Genomic DNA, 13,360 nt, shown 5'->3' on the forward strand with positions numbered 1-13,360 from the left:
ATTTCTGGACAGATTCCACCCCACCGCTTCCCCCAAACGCCTGCCCTGGCGTTATCCTTGAACCGTTGGCAATCGCTTGAGTCTGATGACATTGAAATGTGTCAGCTTACCGGGGAAAAACCATGATTAAGGGGGATGGCCGCCCAGTTCTGGAAGCACGGATCAGAATCGGGCTGGCGGACGAATTGCCGGTACTGTCGGCCAGCGACGGCATGGAGGGCCTGCTCGGCTATCGTCCTGACGACTTTCTCGCATCCGGTATCACACTGCCGAGACTGATCCACCCGGACGATCTCGACATCGCCAAGAACCTGTTTTCCCGGGAAGCCCACGACACTTCGGGCACCTTCAATATCCGGCTCCGCCATGCCGATGGCCGTATCCGCTGTATTAAGGGGCACTATCAAAAGGAAGGTGCCAGCAAACACCCCTCCCCCACCCTCGATCTATTGCTGCAGGATGCGAAAAGCCTGGCCCGGCCACTTGGCCCCCAGGACATGATGGCGAATTTCCGCGCCATGATGGAAATCACCGACGATTACATCTACTTCAAGGACCGCAATCATGTGATGACCGGCGCCAGTCAAACCCTGGTGACGATCACTTCGCCCAGCGAGCACTGGGCCGACCTGCTCGGCCAGACCGATTACGACATCTTCCCGGAAGAGTTTGCCGATCACTACTACCGGCTGGAAAAGCAGATTTTCGCCGGCGCCGCGGTGGCCCATGAGATCCAGGAAACCCTGAGCAATGACGGCCGCAAGGGCTGGGTCGACAACCGAAAATACCCGATCAAGGATAACAATGGCGAAATCATCGGCCTGTTCGGCATTGCGCGCGATATTACCGACAAGATACAGGTCGAACAGGCCTTGCGGCGCGAACGGCTAACGCTGCAACTGATTCTCGACGCCGCCCCGATCGGCATCTGGTTGCAAGAGGTGAGCGGCAAGCTGTCCTTCGTCAACAAGGCCTTTTGCGAGGCGATGGGGATAGCCGAAAGCCGCTTTCTGGCAGCGGCACATTACACCGACCTGATTCCCCCCGCCTTTCGCGAGCAATGCCTGGCCGCCGACCGCAAGGCACTGGCCGATCGGGAAATCAGCGTCACGCAGCAGCGACTGCCCTTCAGCGATGGCCAGATTCACGACTTGCGCGTCATCAAGGCGGTCAAATGTAATGAACACGGGCAGCCCGTCGCGCTGGTCAGCCTGAGCCTCGACATCACCGAGGAACTGAAGCAGGAACGCACGCTACGGGAGAGCGAGGAACGCTTCCGGGCCATTTTCGAACAGGTTCCGTCAATTTCGGTACAGGGCTATGACCGAAACCGGCGCGTCATTTTTTGGAACAAGGCCAGCGAAACGCTCTACGGCTACAGCCGGGAGGAAGCGCTGGGCGCCTTGCTGGAAGACCTGATCATTCCGGACGCCATGCGGGCCGAAGTCATTCGCCTGAGCTCGGCCTGGGCGGCCGGCGGCCCACCGATTCCGGCCAGCGAATTGACCCTGCGGCGCGCCGATGGCAGCCCGGTCGAGGTATTTTCCAGCCATGTCATGCTGCACGGCAGTCGTGGCGAGCCCGAAATGTATTGCATCGACATCGACATCAGCGAGCGCAAACGTGCCGAAATCGAACTTGACCGGCACCGCCATCACCTCGAGGATGTTGTCGCCGAGCGCACGGCCGAACTGGTCAAGGCCAAGGAGGCGGCCGAGACAGCCAATATCGCCAAGAGCGCCTTCCTGGCCAACATGTCGCACGAAATCCGGACGCCGCTGAACGCCATTGCCGGCATGGCCCACCTGATCCGGCGTAACGGACTTTCCCCCGAACAGCAGGAACGGATGGGCAAGTTGGAGGCAGCGAGTGAACATTTACTTGCCATCATCAATGCCATCCTTGAACTGTCGAAGATCGAAGCCGGCAAGTTCTCGCTGGAGGAAGTCCCGCTCAATGTTGAAGCCCTGCTCGAAAACGTCGCCTCGATCCTGCATGACCGGGCACAGGCCAAGCAACTGCGCCTGAGCATCGAAGCAGGCTCCCTGCCCAACTGCCTGCTCGGCGACCCGACGCGCCTGCAGCAGGCGCTGCTCAACTACGCGACCAATGCCATCAAATTCACCGACAGCGGCTATGTCAGCTTGCAGGCAAAACTGCTCAGCGAAACTGCCGACAGCGCCGTGGTGCATTTCGAAGTGGCCGATAGCGGCATCGGCATTCCGGCCGACGTCATGCAACGCCTGTTCGCCGCCTTCGAGCAGGCCGACAACACGATGACCCGCAAATACGGCGGCACCGGTCTCGGCCTGGCCATCACCCGCAAGCTTGCCCAGTTGATGGGCGGCGATGCCGGAACGGAGAGCCGGCCGGGAATCGGCAGTTCGTTCTGGTTTACCGTAAGACTGAAAAAGGGTGGCGCTTTCAGCCCACTGCGGCCGGCCGTTCTGCTAACCGAAGCGGAAGCCGTCCTCAAGCATGACTATGCTGGCAGTCGCATCCTGCTCGCCGAGGACGAGCCGATCAATCGCGAGATCACGCTGACCCTGCTCGGCGAACTCGGCCTGCTCGTGGACTTTGCCGAAGACGGGATTGAAGCTTGCGAACGGGCCAGCCAGACCGACTACAAATTGATCCTGATGGACATGCAGATGCCGCGCCTGGATGGCCTGGCGGCCACCCGACAGATACGGGCCATGCCCCGCCACGCCGACACCCCGATTGTCGCGATGACGGCCAATGCCTTCATTGAAGACAAGGTTCGCTGTTTCGAGGCGGGCATGAACGATTTCATCGCCAAGCCGGTCGAGCCCGAAGCGCTGTTCCTCTGCGTGCTGAAATGGCTGCGCTCGCCACGCTGAACGGCTAGTGCCTCAGGCGCCGATCCGCAAACCGGTTTTCTTGAGGATTTTCGTCGAATAGAGGATATCGTTTGCCCGGCAGGCATCGCCGAGCAAACTGCGGATTTCACCGGCCTTGGCCGAGCACTCCTCGCGCGAACTGCCGTGCACCATGGCAAACAGGTTGTAGGGCCAGGCTGGCAAGGCCCGCGGTCGACGGTAGCAATGAGTGACAAACGGCAGCGCTCCGATCTTCGCCCCCAGCGCGTCGACCAGTTCGTCGGCGACATCCCACACGGTCATGCCGTTTGCCGTCCAGCCGATCGCATAATGATTGGGCACGGCACCGATCCGGCGGATGACGCCGCTGTCGACCAGCGCCTGCAGCCGGCGCATGACCTCCTGGTCCGGCAAGCCAAGCTGTTCGCCAAGGGCATGGTAAGGCTCGCAGACCAGCGGCAGCCCACCCTGGGTGGCGACGATCAGCGCACGATCGATCTCATCCATCAGACTCGAGCCTCCAGCTTCATTTCGACGAAGTATTCCTGTTCCTTCGGGAACGCGTAGACCGGCAGGCCAGTGTCCGCTTCGATGCGGGCCACCGCCTCGGCAATGCCGGCCGGCGTTTCGGTGGCCAGCACGAACCACATGTTAAGCGCGTGTTCACGCCGGTAATTGTGGGCGACTTGCGGCAAAGCATTGACCAACGCCGTCACCTCGTCATAGCGTGCCTCCGGAGCGGCCAGCGCGGCGAGCACGAAGGCGCCGCCCATCCTTTCGATCTGATACATCGGGCCGAAACGGGTCAATACCTTGTCGTTGAGCAAAGCGCCGAGACGAACCAACAACTCGTCTTCGGTGATGCCGATCTTTGTTGCCAGCGCCGCGTAAGGGCGGGCACAGATCGGGAAGTCGCCCTGCATTTTGGCAATAATTTCGCGGTCGACCGCGTCAAGTTCACGCATAACGGGCACCGCCCTGCTTGAAACGGGTCAGTGAAAACAGCACATCGTGGCCAAAGGTCTCCAGGCCATGCCGCTGGCGCAGTTCGGCAATCGTCGCCTCGACCTCGCTGCGTTCCCGGCCATGAATCATGCAGAACAGGTTGTACGGCCAGTCCGGCAGGCGGCGCGGCCGGCGGTAGCAGAGTGTGACCGCCGGCTCGCCGGCCAGGGCGCGGCCGATCTCGCTGACCTGTTCGTCGGGAAGGTCATGGACCAGCATCGCGTTGGCGGTGTAGCCGAGTTCATGGTGGCGGACGACGACACCGAAGCGCTTGATGTCGCCCTCATCCAGCCAGCGCCGGATGCGGTTCAAGACATCGGATTCGGAAGCGCCAATCCGCTCGGCAATCAGCGCAAAGGGCCGCATGAACAGCGGTAGCCCTTCCTGCAGTACGGAAACCAGACGCCGCTCGGATTCGCCGATCGGTGCGGCCGGTTGCACCGGGCGGGCGGTCACGACATTCTTTTGCTTCTCGCCCTGCAGGCAGAAACCGAGGTCGATGTGAAACTCCTCTTCCAGCGGCAAGGCAAGCAGTGGGTAGCCGGCGGCCTTTTCGATGGCGCCCAGCGTCGCCTGCAGGCGTCCTTCGCTGCCGGCGGTAACGACGAACCACAGGTTGTAGCGATGTTCCCGCTCGTAGTTGTGATTGACTTCCGGGAAGCGGTTGACCGCAGCCGCCACCATGGCCAGCTTCTGCGGCGGCACTGCCATCGCCGCCAGCGTCGAAGCACCGATCCGTTTGGGGGCGAAGACGGCGCCGACCCGCGAAATCTTGCCTTCGCGACGCAGCTTTTCCAGGCTGCCAAGCACGGCCTTTTCGGCTACACCCAGGCGGGCCGCCAGTTCGGCGAAAGGGGCCGGACAGAGCGGAAAGTCGCGCTGGAACTCGTTGAGCAGGCGGAATTCGAAGGTATCGTTCATCAGAAACCGATGCGCGCGGCGCGAGTCGTGAAAAAGATGCCGGAAGGACTATCGGCGGCGATCTCGCCCTGTTTGCTGAAGTTCATCGTGTTGTAGATCAGCACCTTGTTGTCGTCGCGCGCCGAGAGCCAGACATTTTCGCCGCGCGGCGCAAATTCCATGTGCAGGATGCCCTTGCCCGGCTCAAAGGCATGCACCACTTTGCCGGCCAGCGTATCGATGACGTCCATCTTGCCGTTGTCGGGGAAGGCGAAATTGACCCACACCTGGCGGCCGTCCGGGCGCGCCATGACGAAGACCGGCTGGCCGCGCACCGGAATGCGGCCAACTTCCTTCCAGGTCGCGACATCGACAACCAGCACTTCGTGGCGACCGATCGCCGGCAGGTAGGCTTTGCCCTGCGCCACCGACCAGCCGCGCAAGTGCGGCATCTTGAAGACCGGCAACTTTTCCTCGCCACGGCCATAATTTTCGAGAATCTTGCGCGCACCCTTTTCCGGCTGCCAGAGGTCAAGCATGGCGACGCCGTCCTCGCCGAACAGGCCGGCCAGGAAGTAACGACCATCCGGTGTCACCAAGCCATCGTAAGGCTGCTTGCCGGCAGGATAGCGCTGCGTGGTCGGCTGTTTCGGCTGGCTGAAATCGGTCACCCAGATCTCGCCGCCCTCGAACAGCGCATAGGCGAATTTGTTGCCCGGCACGTCGGCCAAGCCGACCACCTTGGAGAACTTGCCCGGGGCGTATTCGGCCGGCACTTCAGACAACAGTTCGAGCGTCTCGGCATCGAAGGCCTTGATGCCGCCCGGCGCGTAGTTCTGGGCGACGACGATGCGGCCATCCTGCGAAATCGAGCCGCCGATGGCGTTGCCGGACTGGATGACGCGCTTGACGATCTTTGCTTCCAGCAGGTCGATCTTGGTCAGTCCGCCATCGCGGCCGAAGATGAAGGCATAGCGGCCGTCCCGCGAATAGACGGCGGAGGCATGCGAAAGGTCGCCCAGTCCTTCGATGCGGGCATAGGGTTGGCGAACGCTGGTATTGACCAGCGTGACATGGCCGCTGGCGCGCTCGATGACAAGGCCGAGATCGCCGGTGCCACGCAGTTGCGGGCCGGCACAGGCGTTCAGCAACAGGGCGAGCGACAAACACAGGAACAGGCGCATCGTTTTCATTTGGGGAATTCGCTCATCAGTTTATCGACGATCCACGCCGCTTCGGCTTCGGACATGAATTGCTGCCACGGCGGCATGGGTGTTCCCGGCCGGCCATAATAGATCGTTGCAGCCAGGCCTTCGGCCGGCTTGTCGCGCAGGTTGGCCGGCAGCAAGGCGGGACCGAGGCCGCCCTGCAGCGTCATGCCATGGCAGGAGCCGCAATCCTGGCGGACCAGATGGACCAGCTCCTTTTGCCGGGCCGGCGTCGGCTCGCTGGCCATTGCTGCGGTCGACAGCAGGAAAAGGGCAAAAACCAGTTTATTCGACAACGATGACACCTTTCATCTCCGGATGCGGCCCGCAATGATAGAGGTAGCGCCCGGGCTGATTAAATTGACGCAGCCAGCTTTCGTCCGGAAACAGCCGCTCGGACTCCCGGCCACCTTCGGCCGGGAAAAGTACGGAATGGCTGGTCCGCTTCTCGCGGTTGCTCCATTTGACGGTATCGCCGGTGCGGATCGTCAACTCGGCGGGGACAAACTGGTAGCCCTCGATCACCACATCGTGCGTCGTCTGCCCGAAGGCAGAAAAGGCAACGAGCGCCAGCAGGGCGGGCGCTCGTTTCAAGACAAGCCATCCGGTAAACAATGATGCGCCGGAGGGCAAGGCAATTACTGCTTGGCAGCCTTCACATCACCATCGGCGCCTAGACCCAGCGTGTGGCCGAAGGAAATGTGATGGAAACGTCCGCCAGCATTGTCGGCGTGAATGGCGATACCGAAGGGTACGGCCTTGCCGGCTGCCAGATTGACGCCGCCCGCCAGCTTGCGGGTAAAGGTTACGGTGTAGGTGTCGCCGGCCTTGGCGCCTTCTGCCGTCACGCCAGCCTTGCCGCCTTCCATGTTGCGCTTGTCGCTGACCGTGCCATCGACGGCCTTGCCACCGCCGCCGCTGCGCCACTGCATCAGGTCCATCGCGCCCGCCGTTACATACTTGGTCTTCTTCTCGTCGGCACCCGGCATGGTGCGGACATCCTTGTGACAGCTCGCCCAGCAGCCGACCTGGTCGCCCATCGGCACCTTGTCGTTCGGGAACATGACGCTGGCCTTGACCTCGTTGTCCTTGTCGGAGTGATCGAAGCCGCCGCCCGGCGCCTTGAAGGTCAGACGAACATAAAGATTGGTCGCGTCATAAGCCGCCTGCACGCCAACCGGGTAGCTCATCGTCTTCGGCGCCCCCTTCGGCTCCATTTCCTTGCTGGCCAGACGCTTCAGGTCCAGGCTCAGCTTGCCGTCTTCGATATGGCAACCGGCACAGGCCTCACCCTTTTTCAGGCCGCTGGCACCGCTATGGTCGCCCTTGCCGCTCGCCCATTCGATGGGGGCAGCACCCGGATGGAAGACGTAGAGATCCTTCTTCGGCACCTTGCTCCAATCGGGAGCGGCCAGCGCCACTTGCGAACCCATAGCGAGGAAAGCGCCCATCACAGCCAGAGATACAAAATTCTTTTTCATCGTGGTGTCTCCACTCAAAAAACCTTCGATTACAGGCATGTCGTTATCGTAATGCCGATGCCACTAATGCTACGGGGGCTTGCGCCCCCGTAGCCTTGCGACAGATCAAATAATCGTCAGCCGATTAATAGATGTCGTGCTGGGTGTTGTAGACGTTGAACTTGCCGGTCGGGGTGATCATCTTCGGATCGGTGATCACCTTCTTGACCTTCAGCGTTGCATCGTCATAGACCACGATGGCCGACTGGTCGGTCTTGCCGCCCCACAGGGAGATCCAGACTTCCTTGCCGTCCGCGCTGTATTCCGGATGCACGGCACGCTTGGTCGCCTTGGCTTCCGGCATACCGGAATCCTTGGCAACGTTCAGGATAGCCTTCGGCTTGGAAAGATCAGCCATGTCCCAAACGGAAACGGATTCGGCACGATCCTTGTCGGAGTTCTGTGCCGAGTCGGCCCACAGATGCTTCGACTTCGGATGCGTCTTGACGAACAGGTTGCCCGGTACGTGCTTGATTTCCTGAACGACCTTCCAGTTGTATTCCTTGAACTTGGCGTTCTTCTTGTCTTCGGACGGCGTCGAGATCAGCGTCACGACGTCAGCACCGAGGTGACCCGTTGCCCAGACCGGACCAAACTTCGGATGAACGAAGTTGGCGCCGCGACCCGGGTGCGGAATCTTGGCGACATCGACCAGCGCTGCCAGCTTGCCGGTCTTGGTGTCGACCGCGGCAATCTTGTTGGAGGCATTGGCCGCCACCAGGAAGTAACGCTTCGAAGCATCCCAGCCGCCGTCATGCAGGAACTTGGCGGAAGCGATGGTCGTCGTCTTCAGGTTTTCGATATCGGAATAATCGACCAGCAGGATCTGGCCGGTTTCCTTGATGTTCACAACCCATTCCGGCTTGATGAAGGAAGCCACGATGGAAGCGACGCGCGGTTCCGGATGGTATTCGCCCTCAACGGTCATGCCGCGGGTGGAAACGACCTTGCGCGGCTTCAGGGTGTCGCCGTCCATGATCACGTACTGCGGCGGCCAGTAGGAACCGGCGATGGCGTACTTGTCTTCAAAGCCCTTGAACTTGGAGGTATCGACCGAGCGGGCATCGAAACCGATCTTGACTTCAGCCACGACGGCCGGCTTTTCCATCCACAGGTCGATCAGGCTCAGACGGCCATCGCGACCAATAACATACACATAGCGGCCGGAAGCGGACAGGCGGGAAATGTGCACTGCGTAGCCAGTCTTGACGATGGAACGGATTTCCTTGGTGTCGCCGTCGATCAGCGCAACTTCACCGGTATCACGCAAGGTGACCGAGAAGACGTTCTTCAGGTTGATGTTGTTCATCTGCTTGGTCGGACGCTTGTCGACCGGAACAATCACCTTCCAGGAATCCAGAGTTTCCTTGAAGCTGTACTCGGGCGGCACATCCGGCGTGTTCTGGATGTACTTCGACATCAGGGAAATTTCTTCCTTGGTCAGGATGTCATCAAAGTTAACCATGCCGCCATCGGTACCGTAACCGATGATCTTTTCCAGACGGTTCTGGCCAAGCTTCAGCGTACCGCCTTCGGTCACGTTGCCGTCCTTGTCCTTCTTCGACCAGTGCGGCTCGAGGTTCTTGCCGGTGGCACCCTTACGCAATACACCGTGACAACCGGCGCAGCGTTCGAAGTAAATCTTCTTCGCCTGCTCCTTCTCGGCAGCAGTCATCTCAGGCGCCTTCGCAGCATCCTGAGCAAAAGCAGAACCCATGGCAGAAACCATGGCCGTCAATGCGAGCATCCCCACAACAGATTTTTTCATCTTTCCTCTCCTAGAACAAAAAATGGCGCGCCGTATCCCCCAACGCGATGGGCGCTAGGTTGAACCTGAGCCCGTTTCCCATCCTTGATTCCCATCAAGATTTTACCCATCAGGAATCCATAATATTCAGTCGCTTATAGTTATTTATAACTAGTCATATAGTGCTTTTGGCAGATACCACCACAGACAATTGCGGCCTCCTATTGGCAGGCGCCAAATGACGGATTAGGATGGCCGCCCAAAGGCACAAAGACAACATGGACAAACACGACACTCTCGCTGCCGGCAAAGTCTGGCTCATCGGCGCCGGCCCTGGCGACCCGGATCTTTTGACGGTCAAGGCGGCCCGCCTGATCAGCCAGGCCGATGCCCTGGTCTTCGACCACCTGGTTGGTCAAGGCATCATGGACCTGGCCCGGGCCGATGCCCGCCGTATCTATGCCGGCAAGGAAGCTTCCAAACACACGCTGCCGCAGGACTCGATCAACCAGTTGCTGGTTGACCTGGCCAAGGAAGGGCTGTCGGTCGTTCGTCTGAAAGGCGGCGACCCCTTCATCTTCGGCCGTGGTGGCGAGGAGCTGGAAACGCTGGTTGCTTCCGGTGTCCCCTTCGAAGTCGTGCCGGGCGTCACCGCCGCCGCCGGCTGCGCCGCCTACTCGGGTTTTCCGCTGACTCACCGCGATCACGCCCAGTCGGTCACCTTCGTTACCGGCCACCTCAAGGACGGCACCGTCAATCTCGACTGGCCGGCTTTGGCCCGCCCACGGCAAACCGTGGTTTTCTACATGGGCATCGGCGCCGCCGGTGAAATCTGCCGCCAGATGATCAATCACGGTCTGCCCTCGCTGACGCCGGCCGCCGTTATTCGCAACGGCACGCTGCCCGACCAGCAAACCCTGCTTGCCACGCTCGGCACCCTGCCGCATCGCATCGAGGAGTCCGGCATCAAACCACCGGCCCTGATTGTGGTTGGCAGTGTCGTCGGCCTGCACGAACAGCTCAGCTGGTTCGAGAAAGCATGAAGCGACCCCTCGGCGTCCTGATCGTCGGCCTGCTCGCCATCTTCGCCGCACCGGCCCAGGCCTACTCGGTGAAAGAGTTGCGTGAAGACTGTCAGGCGGCCGATGAACTGTTCGCTAACAAAAAGACCAGCAACCCCTACGAGTCGCTAAAGAGTGGCCGCTGCATTTCCTACGTCGCCGGTTTTGCTGACGGCTATGCCGTCAGCGACTACCTGGCCGACAAGGTAGGGGTCAAACTCAACGCCTTCTGCCTGCCCGACGAGAGCGATCTGTCGGCTCGCCTGGTCCGCGCCGTTCTCGCCCACTTCGAGCATCTGCCGCCGAATCCGAGCGGCAGCACGGCAATGCTGGTCGCCAGCGCCTTGGCCAAATCATTTCCTTGCACCAATACACTTGAACCAAAGAAGTGATTCGTGGATAATCCGGCCTCCATTTGCCCCGATGGCGGAATCGGTAGACGCAGCGGATTCAAAATCCGCCGCCGAAAGGTGTGCCAGTTCGAGTCTGGCTCGGGGCACCAGTAACGACAAATCGGCTTTCCTGACGGAAGGCCGTTTTTGTTTCCAAGCGGATTTCTGCCTATGTCGTTGACTGTCGACGACTTCGACTTTCCCCTCCCCCCCGAGTTGATTGCCCAGCACCCCGCGCCTGAGCGGCGGGGCAGCCGCTTGCTGCATGTCTGCGGTCAACAGCGTTTTGATCGCAAATTTGACGATCTGCCGAGCCTGCTGAGCGCCGACGACCTGCTGATCTTCAACGACACCCGGGTCATCAAGGCGCGCTTTTTCGGGGTCAAGGACAGCGGCGGGCGGGTCGAGATCATGCTCGAACGCATTGTCGACGCCCGTCATGCGGTCTGCCAGATTCGTGCCAGCAAAGCGCCGAAGCCGGGCTGCAACCTGCGCCTAGCTGACGCCTTTACAGTCAAGATGACCGGACGGACCGGTGCCGACGACGATTTTTTCGCGCTGGAACTGGTCGACGAGGGCAATTTCTGGGATTTGTCCGAGCGCTACGGCAAACTGCCCTTGCCGCCCTACATCGAACATCCGGCCGAGGATGCCGACGAAACGCGCTACCAGACGGTCTATGCCCGCGCCCCAGGCGCGGTCGCAGCGCCCACCGCCGGCCTGCATTTCGACGAAGCAATGCTGGCTACGCTGCAGGCCCAGGGTATCAATACCGCTTTCGTCACGCTGCACGTAGGGGCCGGCACCTACCGACCGGTCCGCGTCGAAAAAATCACCGATCACCGCATGCATAGCGAGCGCTATGCCGTGCCGCAAGCGACGGCCGACGCCATTGCGGCGACCCGCGCTGCCGGCGGCCGGGTCATTGCCATCGGCACGACCAGCCTGCGCACACTCGAATCGGCGGCGCGCGACGACGGCACAGTGCGGGTTGGCGAAGGTGAAACCGATATCTTCATTACGCCGGGCTATCGCTTCAAGGTGGTCGACCGCCTGTTCACCAACTTCCATCTGCCGAAATCGACACTGCTCATGCTGGTTTCGGCCTTTGCCGGCTACGACAACATCCGTGCCGCCTACGCCCACGCCGTGGCCGATCGCTACCGCTTCTTCAGCTATGGCGACGCCATGCTTCTGGAAAAATCCGATGCAGTTTGAACTCCTCAAGACCGATGGCGACGCCCGCCGCGGCACGCTAACGCTGACCCACGGCGTCGTCCAGACCCCGGTTTTCATGCCGGTCGGCACCTACGGAACGGTCAAGGCGATGACGCCTGCTTCGCTGCACGACATCGGCGCCCAGATTTGTCTCGGCAACACCTTCCATCTCTGGCTGCGGCCCGGTCTGGATGTCGTCCAGGCGCACAAGGGCCTGCACGATTTCATGCAGTGGCAGAAGCCGATCCTGACCGACTCCGGCGGCTTCCAGGTCTTCTCGCTCGGCGCCATGCGCAAAATCACCGAGGAAGGCGTCAAGTTCTCGTCACCGCACGACGGCGCCAAGTTGTTCCTGACCCCGGAAATCTCGATGCAGATTCAGAAGGTACTGAATTCCGACATCGTGATGATCTTCGACGAATGTACGCCCTACCCGGCCAGCCGCGACGAAGCCGCCAAGTCGATGCGGATGAGCATGCGCTGGGCGCAACGCTCGCGGGACGAGCACAACCGACTGGAAAACGGCAATGCCTTGTTCGGCATCGTCCAGGGCGGCATGTACGAAGAGCTGCGCGACGAGTCGGTGGCCGGGCTATGCGACATCGGCTTCGACGGCATGGCGATCGGCGGCCTCTCGGTCGGCGAACCTAAAGAGGACATGGCGCGCATCCTCGCCCATACCGCCCCCAAGCTGCCGACCCACAAACCGCGCTACCTGATGGGCGTCGGCACACCGGAAGATCTGGTCTATTCGGTCAAGGCCGGCATCGACATGTTCGACTGCGTGATGCCGACCCGCAATGCCCGCAACGGCCACCTTTTCACCCGCTTCGGCGACGTCAAGATCAAGAACGCCCGGCACAAGACCGACACCGGCACGCTCGACCCGACCTGCAGCTGCTACACCTGCCGCAATTTCAGCCGGGCCTACCTGCACCACCTCTTCCGCGCCGGCGAAATTCTCGGCGGCATGCTGAACACCATTCACAACCTGCATTTCTATCAAACCATCATGGCCGAAATGCGCTCCGCGATCGAGGCCGGCACGCTGAACGAGTGGGCAAGCGCCTTTGCCCGCGATCGTTCCTCAGGCCAGTGATAGAATCTCGCGTTCTGATTTTTAGTTATCCGGAGTTACACCAATGATTAGCCTTGCCCATGCCCAAACCGCTGGCGCCGCCGACCCGACTGGCGGCTTGATGCAGCTCCTGCCGATGATCCTGATGTTCGTCGTGCTCTGGTTCCTGATGATTCGTCCGCAAATGAAGAAGGCCAAGGAACACAAGGCCCTGGTCGCAGCACTGGCCAAGGGCGATGAAGTCGTCACTGGCGGCGGCCTGGTCGGCAAGATTGCCAAGGTCGGCGAAAACTATGTGACGCTGGAAATTGCCGAAGGCACCGAAGTCGTCGTGCAAAAACCGGCCATCGGACTGGTACTGCCCAAGGGCACGCTGAAGTCGCTGTAATCA

At 60.8% G+C, this 13,360-nt stretch carries 14 protein-coding genes and 1 tRNA gene; 7 read left to right on the plus strand and 8 right to left on the minus strand.

Annotated features, from left to right (window positions below):
• Window positions 1-122: 122 nt before the first annotated feature.
• Window positions 123-2,861 carry a PAS domain S-box protein gene (locus GH663_RS17250; protein ID WP_153132908.1) on the plus strand — a complete coding sequence of 913 codons (2,739 nt, stop codon included), beginning with the start codon at window positions 123-125 and terminating at the stop codon, window positions 2,859-2,861.
• Between the two features lie 12 nt (window positions 2,862-2,873).
• Here the strand turns inward: GH663_RS17250 and ahbB (GH663_RS17255) are convergent, their stop codons facing one another.
• The 8 genes from ahbB (GH663_RS17255) to GH663_RS17290 all read right to left on the minus strand — a co-directional run bounded on the left by ahbB (GH663_RS17255) (window position 2,874) and on the right by GH663_RS17290 (window position 9,202).
• Window positions 2,874-3,347: a siroheme decarboxylase subunit beta gene (gene ahbB / locus GH663_RS17255; RefSeq protein WP_153132909.1), complete on the minus strand. Its 474-nt coding sequence runs from the start codon at window positions 3,345-3,347 to the stop codon at window positions 2,874-2,876.
• A complete protein-coding gene (locus GH663_RS17260) occupies window positions 3,347-3,805 on the minus strand; it encodes an Lrp/AsnC family transcriptional regulator (RefSeq protein WP_153132910.1) in 459 nt (152 codons plus the stop codon). The genes ahbB (GH663_RS17255) and GH663_RS17260 overlap by 1 nt, the downstream gene beginning before the upstream one ends.
• The gene (gene ahbB / locus GH663_RS17265) at window positions 3,798-4,766 is read right to left on the minus strand and encodes a siroheme decarboxylase subunit beta (RefSeq protein ID WP_153132911.1); all 969 of its coding nucleotides are present in this window, start codon (window positions 4,764-4,766) and stop codon (window positions 3,798-3,800) included. The genes GH663_RS17260 and ahbB (GH663_RS17265) overlap by 8 nt, the downstream gene beginning before the upstream one ends.
• On the minus strand, window positions 4,766-5,929 hold the full coding sequence (locus GH663_RS17270; protein ID WP_153132983.1) for a cytochrome D1 domain-containing protein: 1,164 nt from the start codon (window positions 5,927-5,929) through the stop codon (window positions 4,766-4,768). Before GH663_RS17270 ends, ahbB (GH663_RS17265) begins: the two co-directional genes overlap by 1 nt.
• A gap of 5 nt (window positions 5,930-5,934) precedes the next feature.
• A complete protein-coding gene (locus tag GH663_RS17275; protein WP_083518439.1) occupies window positions 5,935-6,201 on the minus strand; it encodes a c-type cytochrome in 267 nt (88 codons plus the stop codon).
• Between the two features lie 37 nt (window positions 6,202-6,238).
• The gene (locus tag GH663_RS17280; protein WP_246181627.1) at window positions 6,239-6,547 is read right to left on the minus strand and encodes a plastocyanin/azurin family copper-binding protein; all 309 of its coding nucleotides are present in this window, start codon (window positions 6,545-6,547) and stop codon (window positions 6,239-6,241) included.
• Between the two features lie 44 nt (window positions 6,548-6,591).
• Window positions 6,592-7,434, minus strand: coding sequence for an ethylbenzene dehydrogenase-related protein (locus GH663_RS17285; RefSeq protein WP_153132913.1), 843 nt, complete (start codon window positions 7,432-7,434; stop codon window positions 6,592-6,594).
• Between the two features lie 124 nt (window positions 7,435-7,558).
• A complete protein-coding gene (locus tag GH663_RS17290) occupies window positions 7,559-9,202 on the minus strand; it encodes a cytochrome D1 domain-containing protein (protein WP_500683395.1) in 1,644 nt (547 codons plus the stop codon).
• Window positions 9,203-9,498: 296 nt separating this feature from the next.
• Here GH663_RS17290 and cobA point away from each other — a divergent pair, with 296 nt between their 5' ends.
• From cobA to yajC, 6 genes are all read left to right on the plus strand, one after another.
• Window positions 9,499-10,263, plus strand: coding sequence for a uroporphyrinogen-III C-methyltransferase (gene cobA / locus GH663_RS17295; protein ID WP_153132915.1), 765 nt, complete (start codon window positions 9,499-9,501; stop codon window positions 10,261-10,263).
• The gene (locus tag GH663_RS17300; protein ID WP_153132916.1) at window positions 10,260-10,673 is read left to right on the plus strand and encodes a Rap1a/Tai family immunity protein; all 414 of its coding nucleotides are present in this window, start codon (window positions 10,260-10,262) and stop codon (window positions 10,671-10,673) included. The genes cobA and GH663_RS17300 overlap by 4 nt, the downstream gene beginning before the upstream one ends.
• 25 nt (window positions 10,674-10,698) lie before the next feature.
• Window positions 10,699-10,783 (plus strand) — tRNA-Leu (locus tag GH663_RS17305).
• 61 nt (window positions 10,784-10,844) lie between these two features.
• Window positions 10,845-11,891: a tRNA preQ1(34) S-adenosylmethionine ribosyltransferase-isomerase QueA gene (gene queA, locus GH663_RS17310; protein ID WP_153132917.1), complete on the plus strand. Its 1,047-nt coding sequence runs from the start codon at window positions 10,845-10,847 to the stop codon at window positions 11,889-11,891.
• The gene (gene tgt / locus GH663_RS17315; protein WP_153132918.1) at window positions 11,881-12,990 is read left to right on the plus strand and encodes a tRNA guanosine(34) transglycosylase Tgt; all 1,110 of its coding nucleotides are present in this window, start codon (window positions 11,881-11,883) and stop codon (window positions 12,988-12,990) included. Before queA ends, tgt begins: the two co-directional genes overlap by 11 nt.
• A gap of 43 nt (window positions 12,991-13,033) precedes the next feature.
• Window positions 13,034-13,357, plus strand: coding sequence for a preprotein translocase subunit YajC (yajC, locus tag GH663_RS17320; protein ID WP_066883999.1), 324 nt, complete (start codon window positions 13,034-13,036; stop codon window positions 13,355-13,357).
• Window positions 13,358-13,360 lie beyond the last annotated feature (3 nt).

The sequence above is a fragment of the Dechloromonas hortensis genome (genome assembly GCF_009469765.1).
GTDB lineage: Bacteria > Pseudomonadota > Gammaproteobacteria > Burkholderiales > Rhodocyclaceae > Azonexus > Azonexus hortensis.

Coding starts and splice junctions, on each gene's coding strand:
- GH663_RS17250 (WP_153132908.1), top strand. CDS start 123: ATGATTAAGGGGGATGGCCGCCCAGTTCTGGAAGCACGGATCAGAATC.
- ahbB (WP_153132909.1), bottom strand. CDS start 3,347: ATGGATGAGATCGATCGTGCGCTGATCGTCGCCACCCAGGGTGGGCTG.
- GH663_RS17260 (WP_153132910.1), bottom strand. CDS start 3,805: ATGCGTGAACTTGACGCGGTCGACCGCGAAATTATTGCCAAAATGCAG.
- ahbB (WP_153132911.1), bottom strand. CDS start 4,766: ATGAACGATACCTTCGAATTCCGCCTGCTCAACGAGTTCCAGCGCGAC.
- GH663_RS17270 (WP_153132983.1), bottom strand. CDS start 5,929: ATGCGCCTGTTCCTGTGTTTGTCGCTCGCCCTGTTGCTGAACGCCTGT.
- GH663_RS17275 (WP_083518439.1), bottom strand. CDS start 6,201: ATGGCCAGCGAGCCGACGCCGGCCCGGCAAAAGGAGCTGGTCCATCTG.
- GH663_RS17285 (WP_153132913.1), bottom strand. CDS start 7,434: ATGAAAAAGAATTTTGTATCTCTGGCTGTGATGGGCGCTTTCCTCGCT.
- GH663_RS17290 (WP_500683395.1), bottom strand. CDS start 9,202: ATGGTTTCTGCCATGGGTTCTGCTTTTGCTCAGGATGCTGCGAAGGCG.
- cobA (WP_153132915.1), top strand. CDS start 9,499: ATGGACAAACACGACACTCTCGCTGCCGGCAAAGTCTGGCTCATCGGC.
- GH663_RS17300 (WP_153132916.1), top strand. CDS start 10,260: ATGAAGCGACCCCTCGGCGTCCTGATCGTCGGCCTGCTCGCCATCTTC.
- queA (WP_153132917.1), top strand. CDS start 10,845: ATGTCGTTGACTGTCGACGACTTCGACTTTCCCCTCCCCCCCGAGTTG.
- tgt (WP_153132918.1), top strand. CDS start 11,881: ATGCAGTTTGAACTCCTCAAGACCGATGGCGACGCCCGCCGCGGCACG.
- yajC (WP_066883999.1), top strand. CDS start 13,034: ATGATTAGCCTTGCCCATGCCCAAACCGCTGGCGCCGCCGACCCGACT.